Below are 17313 nucleotides of genomic sequence, written 5' to 3'. Positions count from 1 at the left end.
TTATTTTTCTCTATTTTTAAGCTACTCCATACAATTTTAAAGATGAAATCGTTATGGAAGTTTTTTTGGTTATCGCCTTTACTCACTTTTTAGCACTACTATCTCCAGGTCCAGATTTTTTTCTTATTCTGACCAGTCTTTTGCAAAAAGGAGCGCGTTATACCTATGGCGTTATTCTGGGAATTACTTTGGGTAATGCTGTTATCTTAATGGTGTGTATATTTGGATTTATGGTGCTTGGCAATTTAAGCAAAACGATTCTTTTAGTACTTAAATGGCTGGGGGCTGGATATTTAGTTTATTTGAGTTTTCTTTGTTTTAGAGCCACTCAAGGAACAAACTTAAATATTACTGTTGCTGAAAATAGTTTGGTTGAACAAGAGTCTAGTTATAAGAGTAAAGTTAAAAGCTTGGCTCTGGGTTTGCAATCTAGTCTTCTTAATCCTAAAAATATTATGTTTTATAGTAGTTTAATGCTACTTATTCAACAGGAATTTAGCTTATTTCAAAAATTACTAATGAGTATATGGATGACAGGAGTGGTTTTCGGGTGGAATTTATTATTAGTTCGTTTATTGCGTCAAGAGCGTGTATTAGCACAGATTAAACGCTCTGCTAGAGGAATATATTATTGCTCCAGTCTGGCTTTCATTTTTTTTGCAGTGTTATTGGTTGCCTATAGTTAAAGCAGATCGCATAGCCTTCTAAACAAAATGAAGGCTATGCAATTTTGCTGGGTTTAAAGAATCGCTTTTAAACGTTTAACAACGTCTTCACATTGTGCCAAATCTGCTACTAAAGCCATACGCACATGATTGGCACCAGGGTTACCTTGTTCGGTATCACGAGATAGATAACGACCCGGTAAAACTTTAATGTGTGCTTTTTCCATCAGTATCTTGGCAAAAGTTTCATCATTATCGACTTTTAACCAGTAATAAAATCCAGCATCAGGTTTTTGTAATGGCAGTAAATGACCTAGCTCAGATTGGAATAAGTCAAACTTTGCACGATATTGCTTACGGTTTTCTTCAACATGGTTTTCATCGTTCCATGCTGCAATTGAAGCAAGCTGGTGTTGAACAGGCATTGCCGCGCCGTGATAGGTGCGGTATTGTAAATATGGCTTTAACAGATCGGCATCACCCGCTACAAAACCTGAGCGCAAACCCGGTAAGTTTGAACGCTTTGAAAGTGAATGAAATACGATACAGTTTTTGTAGTCATCACGACCAAGCTCAGCACAAACTTCTAATAGACCAGTAGGTGCTTGGTCAAACCAAAGCTCTGAATAGCATTCATCAGAAGCAATAACGAAATTATATTGATCAGATAAGGCAATTAGCTTTTTAAATTGTTCTTTGGAAAGCACAGTACCTGTTGGGTTACCCGGTGTACATACAAAAAGTAGGGCTGTCTTTTCCCAAACTTCTGCTGGTACTGCATCAAAATCACCTAAATAGCCATTTTCTTCCGTGCAATTAATGAAGTATGGCTTTGCACCTGCAAGTAAAGCCGCACCTTCATAAATTTGATAAAACGGGTTCGGCATCACCACATAAGGTGCATCTTCACGATTAATTAATGCCTGTACAAAAGAGAAAATGCCTTCACGAGTACCAGAGACGGGCAAGATGTGGTTTTCAGCACTAATGCTGTTAAGTTTAAAGCGCTTTGTTAACCAATCTGCAATGCTTTGGCGAAGCTCAGGTAAGCCTTTACTGTTTGGATAAGTTGATAAATGGTTAAAGTTATCAATAATAGCCTGTTTAACAAACTCTGGTGCTGGATGCTTAGGTTCGCCAATTGATAGAGGAATCAAGGGAAGGTTAGCAGGAGTAGTATCCTTAAAAAGTTGGTTTAACTTTTCAAATGGATACGGGTGTAATAACGACAAGCTAGAGTTCATTAAACAGTTACCAAGTAGTTGAGTTTCAGTGCTGACAAATTTGATTAGATGCTTCATCTAATGCAGCTTTCAGTTTTTCCGAGAAGAGTTTGACCTCTTCATTATTCAGCGGTTTACCATCTTTTTTGGTGACAAAGAAAATATCTTCGGCACGTTCACCTAAAGTTGCGATTCGGGCTGAATGGATATCTAAACCTTGCATCATAAATAAACCACCCACGCGCGCAAGTAGGCCGGGGTGATCGAGTGTTGAAATTTCGACCATATTTTGCTGTAAGGCTTCATTTAATGTTACGTCGACTGTATTTTCGATATCGAAGTGACGTAATTGACGCGGAATACGGCGTTGCATGAGTCCCGGGTATTGGTCTGGTTGGCTAAGTGCCTTCACTAATGCATTTTTAACGGTTTCTTCACGTTCTGGGTCGGTAAGCAATGTACCGAAACGATCGAGTACAACATAAGTGTCTAAGCTAAATGCTGTACTGGCCGTGATAATTTTTGCGTCCTGAACGTCTAGGTTCATTCGGTCTAAAACAGCAACAGTAGTAGCAAACAGGTTAGGTTGGTCACGTGTATAAATAAAGATTTGCACCGCATCTTGAGCTGCTTTACGGTGAGCACGCAAGAGGACTAATGGCTCTGGATTATCGCCGTGTTTTAAAATTGCTTGTGTGTGCCATGCAATTTCATCTGCCGATTCTTTAATGAAGTATTCATCACCAAGTTCTTGCCAAACTTTTTCGACATCTGCCAATGCGAAGTTATTTACCAGCAATTCACTTGCTGCAAACTTAGTGTCTTCAATCAGCATTTGGTAGTCAACGGGACGGCCTAAACCTGTACGGATTACATCACGAGCATGCGTATAAAGTTGACGCATGAGAGAAGCGCGCCATGTGTTCCATAGTTTTGGATTTGTCGCGTTAATATCGGCAACCGTTAAGGTATATAGATAATCAAGATGCTCCATATCGCCCAGTTTTTCGGCAAAATCTTTCACGACATCAGGATCAGAAATATCTTTTTTCTGAGCGGTCAAAGACATGAGCAAATGGTTTTGAATAAGCCATGCAATTAATTTGCATTCACGCTCTGTAAAGCCATGTGCACGGCCAAACTCAATCGCGTCTTCTGCGCCGAGTTCGCTGTGGTCACCACCGCGACCTTTTGCAATGTCATGGAATAAAGCAGCAATGAACACAATATCTTGACGAGCAAGACGTTGGAAAACTGAACTTACTACAGGGAATTCTTTGGCAAATTCAGGTTCTCTAAAACGATTTAAATTACGCAGCAATAATAATGTATGAGCATCGACCGTATAGATATGGAATAGGTCATATTGCATAAGGCCCATAATTTGGCCAAAAGCAGGAATATAGTTTCCTAAAACACCATATCGTTTCATCGCAACCAAGGTATCGTATAAACGATATGGTGAGCGAATAATCGACATAAACAGTGCTTGATGCTCTGGATTATCACGATAACTTTGGTTGATTCGTTTCGCAGCAAGAATAAGTAAGCGTAAAGTCCGGGCGCGAATACCTTCAATATCTGGCCGATTGGCCAAAATATAGAACAACTCTAAAATCGCGCTTGGGTGCTCTGCGAATATTTTATGATGTTGTACGGCAAGTTTATTGTCGACTATTTTAAAGTGAACGTTAACAACTTCAATTTTGCGTTCATAGTTAGGGAGTCGAGGAGTAATCACTGACTCGCTAAAATACGCCAGTAACATTTCATTCAGCGTTGAAACTTGCTGCGCCGTACGGTAGTAGCGTTTCATGAACTGCTCAACACCATAATTTACAGGTTGGCCTTCTTGACGCACATATCCAAATTTGGCGGCAATTTCCCTTTGATGGTCAAAGAGTAAACGGTTTTCATCACGTTTGGCTAAACGGTGTAAATGATGTCGAATTTCCCAAAGAAAACTTTCAGCTTCTTCTAAAACTGCCAATTCAAACTCTGAAATGAAACCTAAATGCACTAAGTCATAAATACGATTTACGCGAAAGTGACGTTTGGCAATCCAGCCAATTTGGTTAATGTCACGGATACCGCCTGGTGCATTTTTAATGTCGGGTTCTAAATTACTTTCAGTATTGTTGTGTTGGTGGTAACGCTTGGCTTGTTCGGCCATTTTTGCATCATAAAATGTTTTGTCTGTCCATGTCTGCGAAACAATACGGCGAGGCCATTTCGCAAGCTGACTATTGCCAGTAATTAACCGTGCTTCAATTAAAGTTGTTGCAACGGTTAAATCGGTAGCGGCCTGTTCAACACAGCTTTGAATCGTGCGAACACTAATGCCAGGTTTGAAATTCCCCACGTCCCATAAAGAAGAAATAAATGTAGAGATACGTTTTTCGTTTTCTTCGTTAATTTCATGCTCCGATAGGATCATGATATCGACGTCAGAATAGGGCAACATTTCACGGCGCCCATAACCACCTACAGCAAAAAGGCCCAGTTCTGTTTGATCGAGTTCAGCATGTTTCCATAAAAAGATCAGTGCTTCATCTACTAAATCTGAACGGGCTTTAATGATTTCACGAATAGATTGCCCATTTTCATATGAATCTTGCAACTGTTTTTCTACATCCGTTCGCCACTGATTAATGGCTTTAATATCATGATGACTTGAGACATAGTTCAACAATGGCGATATATTGATCATGAAAATGGGTCTACCAATAAGTAAAAATTAAGAGTTTGTTTGAACGCTTACTTGATCAGCGGTTTCTTTCGCTAAGGTACGAGCAAGATCAGTATTTTCAGCACGAGCGGTTGCTACACCCATACGACGACGTTTGAAACCTTCTGGTTTGCCAAACAGGCGTAAATCGGTGTCTGGGTGTGTTAAAGCCACATTGAGATTGCTATAACTTAAATTGCTGGCATCAACTCCAGCATAAATTACTGCACTTGCTGCAATACTGTGGCGTGCTGTGTTTACAGGTAAACCTAAAATTGCACGTGCATGCAGTTCAAATTCACTTTGAAATTGTGATGCTAAAGTTACGAGTCCTGTGTCGTGTGGACGAGGTGAAACTTCACTAAACCAAACCTTGTCGCCTTTAATAAACAGTTCTACACCAAAAATACCACAGCCACCAAGTGCAGTTGTCACTTTATTTGCAATACGTTTTGCTTCTTCGAGTGCCGCCGCAGTCATTGGTTGAGGTTGCCAGCTTTCTACATAATCCCCGGCATCTTGGCGGTGACCAATTGGGTCACAGTAATGAGTTTCGATTTCACCAGTTTCAGGGTTTTTAGCGCGAACGGTAAGTAATGTAATTTCAAAATCAAAATCAATTTGAGATTCAATAATGACCGTACCTTGGTTAACGCGGCCACCTTGCATTGCATATTCCCAAGCTGCATCGACTTCATCGAAACTTTTTACACGAGACTGACCTTTACCTGAAGAAGACATGACCGGTTTTACAAAGTTTGGATAACCGATGTCATCGCAAGCGGCGCGAAAGCTTTCGAGCGTATCAGCAAAACGATAAGCAGAAGTAGGTAGGCCAAGTTCTTCAGCCGCAAGACGGCGGATGCCTTCACGGTTCATGGTCAGGTTTACAGCTTTAGCAGAAGGGATGACAGTTGCTATTTTGCTCGCTTCAATTTCAAGTAAAACTTCTGTCGCAATTGCTTCAATTTCTGGAACAATTAAATTTGGTTTAATTTTCTCGATGAGTTGTTTTAATTGGGCAGGATCTGCCATGTTTAATACATAAGAAAAATGTGCAACTTGCATTGCTGGTGCGTGATCATAACGGTCGGCTGCATGTACTTCTACACCAAGGCGTTGTAAGGAAATTACAACTTCTTTGCCAAGCTCTCCTGAACCTAACAATAAAACTTTAAATGCAGAAGATTGAAGTGGGGTACCGAGTGTCACGCTCATGCGAATCATCCTGACAAAATTATTTTTTTAAGCATAGCAGAACTTATGGTGGAGTTAAGCCTTATCATGCATAAAAAAAGTAATTTTGTCGGACAATTAAAAAAGTGGTTTTTAGATATTAACCTGATAGTTTAAAAGCAATTCATCCGCATTTTTACCACGGATGCCCCAATTTTCTTTAGGTGTTTCAAAAATAGTAATTTCAATGTCTTGTGGAGAAATTTTGCATTGTTCTTGAATATAACGGAATAAGGTTTGAATAAGCTGCTTTTTAGTGGCTGCACTGCGGCCTGCAAACATTGAAAGTTCGATAATAATGTAATGCTGGCTTCTGTCAGAAGGGTAAATGAAATTTCCTGGTTTAAGGCTAATAAAACGTTGAAATCTTTTCTCAACAGGATATTTCAATTCTTCAATAAGCGCTTGATGGATTGCATGAGAAAGTAATTCTCGGTACTGCATAATGGTTTGTTCATTTGCATAAATTTTAACTTGTGACATTTTTATCTCTATATAAGTAGCTAAGGTTATCTTTTTAATTAATTCAAAAATTAAATTTTCCAAGCCAGAAGTTTCAATCTTAAACGCCTCTGGCCAGATTTTATTTTATATAAGGAAGATAAGTTTATCTATTTATAAAGGTAAATAAGTATAGATCAGACCATAAACAATTGCGGCAGTTAAAGTTGCTGGTACGATTTTCTTAAATTTAAAATAAAGACCTGCTAAAACTAAAAAACCGATAAGCATTGCGAAACTCTTATTGGGAATTTCAAGGAGTGGTGGAAGGGTAGCAACTACAAGCATGGCACTAATTGCAGATATTCCAATACTCCCTAAGGCAATTTTGATCCAGATTGAGCCGCGTCTTTGTTGGTTGCCCTGTAGTTTTTGTATTACAAAAAAAGGTCCAAAGCGTGAAGCAAAATTGGCTATGCCTACAATAATGCCGACCAGAATAATTTCTAGGTTCATATTAAGCCTCAACCTCATCATGCTGTTTCAGCACATAATGTTTAAATAGACCAGCTAAAATGCCTGAAAAAATACCAATAAAGATAGCCGCTGATAAGTTAATCCAATAACATGCCAAAGCTGAAACCACTAATGATACAGCAACGACAAGGCTATGCTTTCGTTCAAATGCAGCTAATAAAAAACTTAAAAATAAAGCAGGTAATAAGAAGTCTAAAGCTGCTTGTAAAAACTTTGGTAAATGAGCAACTTGATCGGCAAATAATCCACCTAACAAAGAGCCACTTGCCCAAGCCATCCAACTAAATAGACTTAAGCCTAACATCCAAGACTCGGACCATTGTTGTTTGCGCTGTGAAAGTTGGATCATTCCACTGGCAAAAACTTCATCCGTTAAGCCCCAAGCCCATACTGCCGTTTTCTTAAGATTTAATTTGTTTGGAATCAGGTTGTATAGAGCAGGTCCATAAAGGACATGGCGAATATCTAGTGCAATGACTGTTAATGCTGTTAGCCAAATGGATGAACCGCTAGCCAAAAGCGCAACAACCAAGAATTGGCTAGCGCCAGCATACATTGAACAAGATAGAAAAAAAGCTTCCCATGGTGTAAAACCAAACTGGGATGCAGAAACGCCAAAGGCAAAAGAAACGGGTAAATAGGTGAGTACGATAGCTTGGCTATCTTTGGCGCCTTGCCAAAAAGTTGCTGTTTGGGCAGGCATCAATTGTTGTTCGGACACAATACACCTTGGCAATAAACCAAATGATAAAAATACTTGAAAGATTGAGTATTGTAGCCGAATTTAATAGCATAGTGCCGAAATGTTTAATCGGCAGTTTGATATGTTCAAGGCAAAGATTCGTTTAGTTTATATCGCCCTGATGAGTGCAGGTATTTTTACATTGCAGGGCTGTGATAATGGTAATCAAGGTGCAGAAAAAAAAGTAGAAATTAAGCCAGCACCGAAACTAACCAATGATGCAACTGTTTATGCTCAAAAAGCATGGGCATTAATTAACACGGTTGAGCATTTAGTTTATGAAAAACAACTCAGCCAAATTGATGACAAAGTTCGTAAACCTTTACGCCAATTAAGTACAGACTGGCGCATTAATGTAAAAATGACGGATTCGGTGACAGAAGGGAAATATGCACTCTGCCGTAAGGCCCTGACAAGTTTAGATATATGGGCACGCGAAACACTAGAAAACAATAGTTCAGTTGCCCAAAAACAAGCGGACTATGAGCGAGATAAGGCTCAATGTAAGGATGCGATCGATACGCCGAATCTTGGAAATACTTCGCCAAAATAAAACTAATGAATGTAAAAAAGCGAGATGATCAATCTCGCTTTTTTTGCTTTTAAACAATAATGTGAATTACGGTTTTGTGGCAGCTTTAGCGGTGTTTGCAGTCTTCACAGCATCTTATTTCATTTGATGAGTAATTTGCTGTGATTCATGTTGAGCATGAGTCGCGCTGGTCATTGCATCATGTTTTTGAGTGCTTAAGTCTTTTTTAACATCCTGTTTAGTTTTAGTTACCTCTTTCTTGGCTTTTTGAGCGGTAGCTTTTCCATGTACCGCTACACATTTTCCACCTTTGTGATTTGGTCCTGTACCGCCTTGTAGTTGAGTCCCTTTTGGACATGCAAATGCCGAAACACTTAACATAGCCAATACGCCTGCTGTAAGAATTGTTGATAATTTTTTCATGTTAATGAGTGCCTTGTTGAGTATTATTGCTCAGCTTGAGTGTAGGGTGAAAATATCTGCTTTAACACATTTATTTTGTGGAAATAGAGTTTGAACAATGTTTTGATTTGCAGTGTTATCTAATTTTTTAATTTAATTTTAAGTTTTTATTATTTAGCCGCTTTTAAAAAATTAGCATTGTGCTTTAGCAACTACTTTCAATTTCTCAATATCTAGAATCTCAATTTTTCTAAAAGCAATTTTAATGATTTTCTGTTTTTCGAGCAGGCTCAGTTCATGATTGATCGTCTGTCTAGATGTGGTCAGCATATTTGCCAATTGTTCTTGAGAAATATGGATGTGATGATCTTGAATAAGAATATGATTCCCATATCCTTCTAAAATGAACAGAAGACGCTGAGCAAGCCGTTGAGAAATACTGCGTGTTTGTATCGCAATCTGTTCTAAGAAAACGTACCTGAGTTTTTGACTTGTTAAACGTGCAAAATAGTACCAATAATATGGATTGTCCTTTAGTAGCACATTTAAAGGCTTCGCTGGAATATGTAGAACTGTGCTTTTTTTCAAAGCAATTGCATCGTGTGAGCGCGGTTCATGGTCAATTAGCGATATTTCGCCAAACCACATAATCGGTTCAGCAATAGCAGAAAGTGCTTCATTACCATTTACATCGACATAACCCAAGCTAATTGAGCCTTCAAGTACTGTATAAATACCATCAAATATATCTTGAGCGTGGAAAACATAGCTATTTTTCTCAAAGGTAATTTGCTTGCCATGTTCTAGAATAAAATTTTGGAATGTTTCTGGAAGCACACTAAACCATGTGTTTTCTTTTAGTCGATTAATATAAATTAGGTCCAATATTCGGTCATCCATGAAAAAATTCATTACTTTGTCAAATAGCTGACAACTTTACGTTTTCCTTATATGTACAGTATGACTATATGTAAGTGAATAGGGAATAACTCATGTCAAATCTGGAGCAACAGCTTAGCAAATATGCGGCTTATCATTTGAATCATAAAAATATATTGACGCATTTTATTGGTATCCCTCTCATCGTGTTTTCAATTTTATGTTTAACCGCAAGAGCAGGCATCGATATTGGTAGTTTTAAACTGACTTTAGCCATAGTCCTGATTGTAGCTAGTACGATCTATTATTTTATTTTAGATAAAGTATTTGGCTTACTCATGCTCATTATCTTGGTTGCTGTGTATCCACTGGCGAGCCAAATTGCACAGTTATCTTTTGGAGAATGGTTAGTAGCAAGTATTGGTTTCTTTGTGGTGGGTTGGGTCTTTCAGTTTGTGGGACATTATTTTGAAAAGAAAAAACCTGCTTTTGTTGATGATGTGATAGGACTTGCGATAGGACCATTATTTGTATTAGCAGAATTTATTTTTATGCTAGGTTTTAGAAAGCCTTTGCATGCGCGTATTTTACAAGAGGCGCGCAGTAAACGAGAGGCGATGAATTTAAGTCATTAAATATAAAAAAAGCCCCAATATGATGGGGCTTTTTTTGAGCTTTAACTTATACGTTAAAACGGAAGTGCATTACATCGCCGTCTTGAACAACGTAAGTTTTACCTTCTAAACGCCATTTACCAGCTTCTTTAGCGCCGTTTTCACCGTTGTATTGTACGAAGTCATCATATGCAACAACTTCAGCACGGATAAAGCCTTTTTCGAAGTCAGTATGAATTACACCAGCCGCTTGAGGAGCAGTTGCACCAACTTTTACTGTCCAAGCACGTACTTCTTGTACACCGGCAGTGAAATAAGTTTGTAAACCTAAAAGCGCATAACCTGCACGAATAACCACATTTAAACCTGGTTCTTCCATGCCCATTGCTTCTAAGAACTCGGCACGATCTTCATCTTCTAATAATGAAATTTCAGCTTCGATCTGGTTGCAAAGAGGAACAACAATTGCGTTTTCCTCAGCAGCAAGTTTTTTAACTGCTTCTAAGTGCGGGTTGTTTTCAAAACCATCTTCTGCAACGTTTGCAATATACATAGTTGGTTTTAAAGTCATTAAACCAAAACCACGAACTAATTTACGTTCGTCATCAGACAAATCAGCTGCACGAGCTGGTTTACCTTCGTCAAGTAATGGTTGGATTTTTTCTAAAACTGCTTTAGTTGCTACAGCTTCTTTGTCACCGCCTTTAGCAACTTTAGTTAAACGTAAAATTGCTTTAGCAACAGTTTCAAGATCGGCAAGCGCAAGTTCAGTATTAATAGTTGCGATGTCGTCTAATGGATCAATTTTACCATTTACGTGAATTACGTTTTCGTCTTCGAAACAACGTACAACGTGTGCAATTGCATCAGTTTCACGGATGTTAGCAAGGAATTGGTTACCTAAGCCTTCACCTTTTGATGCACCAGCAACAAGACCTGCAATGTCCACAAATTCCATTGTAGTTGGCAAAATACGCTGTGGTTTAACAATCGCAGCAAGTTTGTCTAAACGTGGATCTGGTACAGGAACAATACCTGTGTTTGGTTCAATGGTACAGAAAGGGAAGTTTTCCGCTGCAATCGCTGCTTTCGTTAATGCATTGAAAAGGGTAGATTTCCCTACGTTTGGCAGACCAACAATACCGCAATTAAAACCCATGAAAACCACTCACAAATGTGTAAATTAAAAATTGTCGCTGATTTTACATGAAAGCCATGACAAAGTCATGGCTAGAGCAGGGTTGTATTGCGTTTAAACTTTACGTTTATCAAGTTGCTGGGCTAATGCATCGCCAGCCGCTTGTACCAACATGACTAAAACAATTAAGACTAAAATGACAGCCACCATAATTTGCATATCAAAACGTTGATAACCATAACGATAAGCAATGTCTCCTAATCCACCTGCACCAATAGCACCGGCAATTGCAGAAGAGTTAATCATAGTCACAATAGTCACGGTAAAACCTGCCACAATACCCGGTAAAGCCTCTGGTAAAAGCACATGCCAGATAATTTGTTTACGGTTACAACCCATGGCTTGTGCAGCTTCAATTAAGCCTTGATCGACTTCACGTAAGCTGACTTCTGCAATACGCGCAAAGAAAGGAATTGCCGCAATCGTCAATGGAACAACCGCTGCCCATACGCCATAACTTGTGCCGACAATCCAGCGAGTAAGCGGAATAAGTGCAACCATTAAAATAAGAAAAGGTACTGAGCGAGTGATATTGATGATCCAACCCAAAGCCTGATTAATCTTTTGTGACGGGTGAATGCCGTGCTCAGAAGTGCTGACTAAAACAACAGCAATCGGTAAGCCAATTAAAAAAGCAATAAACGCAGATGCACCTACCATGAGTAAGGTATCTACAGTTCCAGTAATTAATAAATCAATGAGCTGGTCGTGCATAGCCAAGTACCTCAAATTGTGCAATTGCAGTTAATGCATCTTGTCGTATAGATGAAATATCAATTTCTACGTTAGGAATACCGACTAAAAGTGAACCAATAATATGCCCTTGAATGGTATCGACCTGACTTTGATATAAATTGATGGGCGCTTTAAATTTGGCAAGTAATTCTTGAATATCAGGAACCTGATGTGCTTCAGCCTCATATTTCAGTTTTACAATAATATGAGTCGAATCTTCATCGGGTAGAGGACTGATTTTAAAAGGCAGGGTAATTTGCTCAAGGTTTAACAATTCTTGAGTAATTTGTTGTTCTGGTCGTGAAAATACAGACCAGACTTGTCCAGCCTCTACTATCTCACCTTGATCAATCACTACCACTTGATCACAAATTTCTCGAATGACCTGCATTTCATGAGTGATGAGTACAATCGTTAGACCCAGTTCCTGATTAATCTTTTTAAGTAAAGCCAAAATAGTAGCGGTACTTTCAGGGTCAAGTGCCGAGGTGGCTTCATCACAAAGTAAAATTTCTGGGTGGTGAACAAGTGCACGTGCAATACCGACACGTTGCTTTTGTCCGCCTGAAAGTTGCGATGGATAATGACCAGACTTATCTGCAAGGCCTACGAGTGCTAGAACTTCATTTACACGTTGATCGATATCTGCTTTGTTGTAATTGGAAACTTTTAAGGGCAATGCCACATTTTCCCAAACCGTTTTTGCAGACATCAAATTGAAATGTTGAAAAATCATTCCAATACGTTGGCGAGTTTGAATAAGCTCGGCATGACTCAATTCAGCAATGTTTTGTTGATGAATGTGAATACTGCCTGTATTTACTTGTTCTAAGCCATTTAAAGTGCGGAGTAGGGAAGATTTTCCCGCACCACTTTTACCAATAATGCCTAAAATCTTACCTTGAGGAATATCAAGGTTAATCTCTTTTAAAGCATGCAGTTTTTGACCCTGCGATTGGTAAAATTTATTTAAACCACGAATTTTGATATGGGGTAGAGAAAAATCAACTTGTGATCCAAAACTCACCATGGTCATTCTCCTTATTTCCAGCCTTGAAACCACATACCTTGGCCAAAGTCTTTATCCAGAATATCTTGTGCTTGTTTTGAGTTCTGGAATGCTTTAACAAAGGTTGCAAGTTTTTGGTTTTTATCTTGGTAATCGCGACGGGTCACAAACAAAATTGCATATTTTTTATCGATTGGATCTAAAAATAATGCGCTATGTGGGCCGGTTACCTTTGCCATTTTTAAGTAGTGAGGGAAGCCGAAAATTAAATCGACATCGTTATATGCATGTGCGGTTTGAGGGCCTTCAACCTCAACAAAGCTTAGCTGTTTAGGGTTAGCAATAATGTCTTGAGTGGTTGAAAGTTCATTATTAATGTCTTTAAGCTGAATTAAACCTGCACGATGTAATAAAATTAAAGCACGGGCTAAATTGACGGGATCGTTTGGAATAGCAACACGTGCATTTGAAGGTAAGTCTTCAAGTGATTTATATTTTTTCGAATATAAACCTACATGACTTCCTGAACCCACACCAAATGCATGTAAGTCATAACCCGTTTCTTTTACAGCATTACGTAGAAATACGCTTTGCTGGAAAAAGTTTGCATCAATATCACCGTTTTGTACGGCAACATTGGGTGCTCGCCAATCAGAAAATTCAACGAGTTTGACATGAACGCCTTGCTTTTCTACTTCATTGGCAACGCTTTGTAATAGCTCAGCATAAGGCGGGCTAATCCCGATCGTTAAAACATCATCGGCTTGTTTATTTTTAATATAACGGTAACCGACGAGGCCCAGAATTACGATCAAAATCGTAATTCCGAGTAACCAAGGCTTATGCTGTTTGAACTGAATCGCCATAATCTTTCCGTTATTACTTCCAGCCAGGGAACCAAAGTGTTGGCCCAATCTCGGCATCTAACACAGCTTTAACTTTTGGTGAGTTTTGATAGATCTCAACAAATTTCTTTAATTTGTCGCCCTTATCTTGGTAGTCATCACGCACTACAAACAAAATTGCATAACGTTTATTGGTATTGTCATCAAGTAAAAGTGCACTTTCAGGGTCAGCTGTTTTTGCTAAGCGTAGGTAATGCGGATAACCAAAAGCCAAGTCAACATCATCAATTGCACGAGCAGTTTGTGGTCCTTCAACCTCTACGAATTGCAAATTTTTAGGGTTTGAAACTACATCTTTAAGTGCAGATAAATGATTATTTGAATCTTTAAGCGTAATTAATTTAGCTTGCTGTAAAAGTAGTAGGGCACGACCTTGATTCACTGGATCATTTGGAATGACTACGCGCGCGTTTTGTGGCAATTCATCTAAGCTTTTGTACTTCTTTGAATAAAGTCCCACATGTGATGCTGCACCCACTGCAAATGCTTTTAATTTAAAGCCTGTTTCTTTAATTGCATTATCTAAGAAAGGTTGGTGCTGGAAAAAGTTCGCATCAATATCCCCATGATTTAAAGTAATGTTTGGTGTATTCCAGTCAGAAAATTCGACTAGTTTTACATTTAAACCTTGTTGCTTTGCTTCATCGACAGCAGCTTGTAAAGTTTTTGCAAATGGTGGGCTAATACCAATCACAAGTTCATTTGAGCCACTTTGACGATGTTTATTCCAAAAGAATAAAGCAACAACAAGCACTACAACGACTAAGCCTATGCCTAGCCATTTTTTAGAGGCTGTTTGAGCCATGTCTATCTCCAAATTTAAACGGTTATTTCTTCAATTTTTGTTAAGTTTTTGCTGTTGTTATAGGGACTACATCGGAACGCTTGAACAGGGTGCTGTTCTGGTAATTGATCACCCCGATTAAAAATTTTGTTCCGTAATGAACCCGTTTTATATGCAGTTTTATAGCGACCACGTTGTTGTAGCTCTGGAATGACCAAGCGAATAAAGTCATGGTGAGACTCAGGTGCAACAGTACGTGTCAAATTAAAGCCATCAATATCAGTCTCATCTAAAAGATGAATTAAGTATTCAGCAACCTCTTCGCCACTACCCACAATAAGGGGATAACGACCACCTAAAACATGCTGAGCTTTTAAGTCATTTTTTGTGATTTGCTGTTCTTTAAACTTTTCGGTAATCGAAACAATGCTGTTACTTTTCTGGTAAGGAATCGCTTCATCATCAGCAAACTTACTTAAGTCAATACCTGTTGAACTCGCATAATGCGCTAAGCCTGCTTCAGGGCTCGCATACTGACGATATTCATTAAGTTTTTGTACAGCCAGATCATGTGTTTCGGCCACAACAACAGTTATGCCGACAAAGACTTTAATGTCATCCGCTGAACGGCCTTGCTGTTCTGCAAGAGCACGAATCTTTTTCACTTGTTCGCGTATTTTTTTGGGTTTGTCGCCTCCAATAAATACACATTCAGCATGACGAGTCGCAAACTGCATACCTTTGGGTGAGGCACCTGCTTGAAAGAGTGTTGGGGTGCGTTGCACAGAAGGAGACACCTGAAAAACACCTTCACTTTGGTAATATTTTCCGTGGTGGTGAATGGTGTGAACTTTAGATGGATCTGTAAAAACACGCTGTACTTTATCTTTTTTAACTGCGTCGTTTTCCCATGAACCTTCCCAATATTTATAGCAAAGCTCTAAAAATTCTTCGGCTTGTTCATAGCGAGCATCGTGGTCTTTTAAACCTTTTTGACCAATTAAGCGTTCCGCACTATCTAGATAACCCGTAACGATATTCCAGCCAATACGACCTTGAGTTAAATGGTCGAGACTCGCAAAGCGGCGGGCAAATTGATAAGGATGCTCATAGCTTAAGTTCACAGTGACTCCAAAACTTAAGTTTTGAGTGACTGCTGCCATAGCTGAAATGAGTGTAGATGGGTCATGGCTCGGAAGCTGAATGGACTCTTTTAAAGTCAGATCAATACCGTTTTGATAGACGTCATACACACCAGTAATATCGGCTATAAACAAACCATCAAATAAACCACTTTCTAGAGTTTTGGCTTGTTCTATCCAATAGCTTAGTTCATTAAAGCGGTGTGATTCATCACGTGGATGTGTCCATAAGCCATGATTGATATGACCAACACAGTTCATGTCAAAGGCATTGAGTAAAATTTCTTTCGCTTTGAAATCTGCCATTACAATGTCCCCCGGCGAGGTGGAAGCACACCGTTAAGAACGTAGTTCCCAATAAAGTAATATTTCCATCGTGCGGCATCATGCAACGTATGTACACGCGCATTACGCCAGAAACGGTCTAGGCCATCTTGAGACTGACTACCACGGCTACCAGCAAGTTCAATCAGCTTAGACGATGATTTGAGTGCGATATCTGTACTATGAGCACGTACTTTGGCAACATCGATGGATGCTTTAGCAATGCTTTCAGGTGTGGTTTCATTTTTTGCGGCATCAATTGATTGCGCAGCTTGTTTTAATAACACTTCACTTGCTCGTACATCTACAGCAATGCGTCCTAGCTCATAAATCGTTAATGGATCTTGGTTGGCTATTTCTACATTTGAGTCAATCCATGGGCGGGCTTGATGCACTCTTTGCAAGCTTTCTTCAAAGGCTGCACGTGCAATACCTACCTCAATCGATGCATGCATAATTTGCGCAAAAGGACCCACTAAGGTTGGCTGTAAAAATGCAGTATCAAAAGGAATAACATCATCTGCATCGACAAAAACCTGATCAAACTTGACCGTGCCGCTGCCTGTGGTTTTTTGCCCAAAGCCAGACCAGTCATCAACAAGTTTTAATCCTTGTGAACCACTTTTTACAAAGGCTAGATACTCTCGACCCGCATCGTCTAAAACTAAGGTTGGAATACGGTGAGCAAATAAACTTCCTGTGCAGTAAAACTTTTCACCTTGAATCAAATACCCATTTTCATGCGGACGAATATTGGTTTGTTTATGAGTTGAAGTTTTGGTTTTAAACTCAGCAAGTGCATTACCAAAGCGAGTGCCATTTAAAACTTCGCTATATAAACGTTGTTTTTGAGCTTCTGTGCCTGTATTGCGCAATACTTCTAAAGCATAAAAATGGTTTTGTGGAATTTGTCCGATTGAACCATCGGCACCGCTTAAAAGCGCAATCACTTTAGCAACTGTATGGCTTGAAACTTCGGCACCGCCATATTGCTTAGGTACTGTAATTGCCCAAAGACCAGATTGGCTCAAAGCATCGATTTCGGTATACGGTAAAATTCGTTTAGCGTCTCGCTCAACTGCGGTTTTTTTAAATTGCTCAGCAAACTCTTTGGCAACTTCTAATGCTTCAGCATCATTTTGAATAATGTGCGCTTGACCAGATGCCGATGTTTGTTTGGTTTGAACCGATTGATATGAAGTCATGACAATTTCTCC

18 protein-coding genes are annotated in these 17313 nt (G+C 39.1%); 3 read left to right on the top strand and 15 right to left on the bottom strand.

The window, feature by feature from the left end; translation table 11 throughout:
- Nucleotides 1–53 precede the first annotated feature (53 nt).
- Nucleotides 54–686, top strand: coding sequence for a LysE family translocator (locus tag MKL51_RS09295; protein WP_017481630.1), 633 nt, complete (start codon nt 54–56; stop codon nt 684–686).
- A gap of 53 nt (nt 687–739) precedes the next feature.
- Here MKL51_RS09295 and dapC read toward each other — a convergent pair whose 3' ends face one another.
- The 6 genes from dapC to MKL51_RS09265 all read right to left on the bottom strand — a co-directional run bounded on the left by dapC (nt 740) and on the right by MKL51_RS09265 (nt 7533).
- Nucleotides 740–1909 (bottom strand): succinyldiaminopimelate transaminase, encoded by a 1170-nt coding sequence (dapC, locus tag MKL51_RS09290; protein ID WP_025468456.1) that lies wholly within the window; start codon nt 1907–1909, stop codon nt 740–742.
- A 25-nt stretch (nt 1910–1934) separates the two neighbouring features.
- Entirely contained in the window at nt 1935–4598 is a 2664-nt protein-coding gene (glnD, locus tag MKL51_RS09285; protein WP_017481632.1) for a [protein-PII] uridylyltransferase, read from the bottom strand.
- 27 nt (nt 4599–4625) lie between these two features.
- Nucleotides 4626–5843 carry a formate-dependent phosphoribosylglycinamide formyltransferase gene (gene purT / locus MKL51_RS09280; protein ID WP_080612911.1) on the bottom strand — a complete coding sequence of 406 codons (1218 nt, stop codon included), beginning with the start codon at nt 5841–5843 and terminating at the stop codon, nt 4626–4628.
- 102 nt (nt 5844–5945) lie between these two features.
- Nucleotides 5946–6335 carry a tautomerase family protein gene (locus MKL51_RS09275; protein ID WP_017481634.1) on the bottom strand — a complete coding sequence of 130 codons (390 nt, stop codon included), beginning with the start codon at nt 6333–6335 and terminating at the stop codon, nt 5946–5948.
- 132 nt (nt 6336–6467) lie between these two features.
- Nucleotides 6468–6809 (bottom strand): L-valine transporter subunit YgaH, encoded by a 342-nt coding sequence (gene ygaH, locus MKL51_RS09270; protein ID WP_017481635.1) that lies wholly within the window; start codon nt 6807–6809, stop codon nt 6468–6470.
- Nucleotide 6810: 1 nt separating this feature from the next.
- Nucleotides 6811–7533 carry an AzlC family ABC transporter permease gene (locus MKL51_RS09265; protein WP_001111398.1) on the bottom strand — a complete coding sequence of 241 codons (723 nt, stop codon included), beginning with the start codon at nt 7531–7533 and terminating at the stop codon, nt 6811–6813.
- Between the two features lie 121 nt (nt 7534–7654).
- On the opposite strand from MKL51_RS09265, the gene MKL51_RS09260 reads away from it, so the two are divergent.
- On the top strand, nt 7655–8125 hold the full coding sequence (locus MKL51_RS09260) for a hypothetical protein (protein WP_025468457.1): 471 nt from the start codon (nt 7655–7657) through the stop codon (nt 8123–8125).
- 114 nt (nt 8126–8239) lie between these two features.
- Here the strand turns inward: MKL51_RS09260 and MKL51_RS09255 are convergent, their stop codons facing one another.
- Together MKL51_RS09255 and MKL51_RS09250 are read right to left on the bottom strand one after the other, a co-directional pair.
- The gene (locus MKL51_RS09255) at nt 8240–8527 is read right to left on the bottom strand and encodes a hypothetical protein (protein WP_050557582.1); all 288 of its coding nucleotides are present in this window, start codon (nt 8525–8527) and stop codon (nt 8240–8242) included.
- 171 nt (nt 8528–8698) lie between these two features.
- Nucleotides 8699–9406 (bottom strand): Crp/Fnr family transcriptional regulator, encoded by a 708-nt coding sequence (locus MKL51_RS09250; protein WP_005069683.1) that lies wholly within the window; start codon nt 9404–9406, stop codon nt 8699–8701.
- Nucleotides 9407–9498: 92 nt separating this feature from the next.
- Here MKL51_RS09250 and MKL51_RS09245 point away from each other — a divergent pair, with 92 nt between their 5' ends.
- Nucleotides 9499–10020, top strand: a complete 522-nt coding sequence (locus MKL51_RS09245) for an Mpo1 family 2-hydroxy fatty acid dioxygenase (RefSeq protein ID WP_017481638.1) — start codon at nt 9499–9501, stop codon at nt 10018–10020.
- Nucleotides 10021–10066: 46 nt separating this feature from the next.
- Here the strand turns inward: MKL51_RS09245 and ychF are convergent, their stop codons facing one another.
- From ychF to MKL51_RS09210, 7 genes are all read right to left on the bottom strand, one after another.
- Entirely contained in the window at nt 10067–11158 is a 1092-nt protein-coding gene (gene ychF / locus MKL51_RS09240; protein WP_002050104.1) for a redox-regulated ATPase YchF, read from the bottom strand.
- A 93-nt stretch (nt 11159–11251) separates the two neighbouring features.
- Entirely contained in the window at nt 11252–11911 is a 660-nt protein-coding gene (locus MKL51_RS09235; RefSeq protein ID WP_017481639.1) for a methionine ABC transporter permease, read from the bottom strand.
- Nucleotides 11892–12968, bottom strand: coding sequence for a methionine ABC transporter ATP-binding protein (locus MKL51_RS09230; RefSeq protein ID WP_080612912.1), 1077 nt, complete (start codon nt 12966–12968; stop codon nt 11892–11894). Before MKL51_RS09230 ends, MKL51_RS09235 begins: the two co-directional genes overlap by 20 nt.
- 5 nt (nt 12969–12973) lie before the next feature.
- Entirely contained in the window at nt 12974–13807 is an 834-nt protein-coding gene (locus MKL51_RS09225) for a MetQ/NlpA family ABC transporter substrate-binding protein (protein ID WP_017481641.1), read from the bottom strand.
- Nucleotides 13808–13820: 13 nt separating this feature from the next.
- The gene (locus MKL51_RS09220; RefSeq protein WP_017481642.1) at nt 13821–14651 is read right to left on the bottom strand and encodes a MetQ/NlpA family ABC transporter substrate-binding protein; all 831 of its coding nucleotides are present in this window, start codon (nt 14649–14651) and stop codon (nt 13821–13823) included.
- A gap of 14 nt (nt 14652–14665) precedes the next feature.
- Nucleotides 14666–16078: an LLM class flavin-dependent oxidoreductase gene (locus tag MKL51_RS09215; RefSeq protein ID WP_017481643.1), complete on the bottom strand. Its 1413-nt coding sequence runs from the start codon at nt 16076–16078 to the stop codon at nt 14666–14668.
- The gene (locus MKL51_RS09210; protein ID WP_017481644.1) at nt 16078–17301 is read right to left on the bottom strand and encodes an SfnB family sulfur acquisition oxidoreductase; all 1224 of its coding nucleotides are present in this window, start codon (nt 17299–17301) and stop codon (nt 16078–16080) included. Before MKL51_RS09210 ends, MKL51_RS09215 begins: the two co-directional genes overlap by 1 nt.
- Nucleotides 17302–17313: the final 12 nt, after the last annotated feature.

The sequence above is a fragment of the Acinetobacter sp. AOR18_HL genome (assembly GCF_027855145.1).
Classification (GTDB): domain Bacteria; phylum Pseudomonadota; class Gammaproteobacteria; order Pseudomonadales; family Moraxellaceae; genus Acinetobacter; species Acinetobacter pittii.
This window is presented reverse-complemented; position numbering and strand designations above follow the sequence as displayed.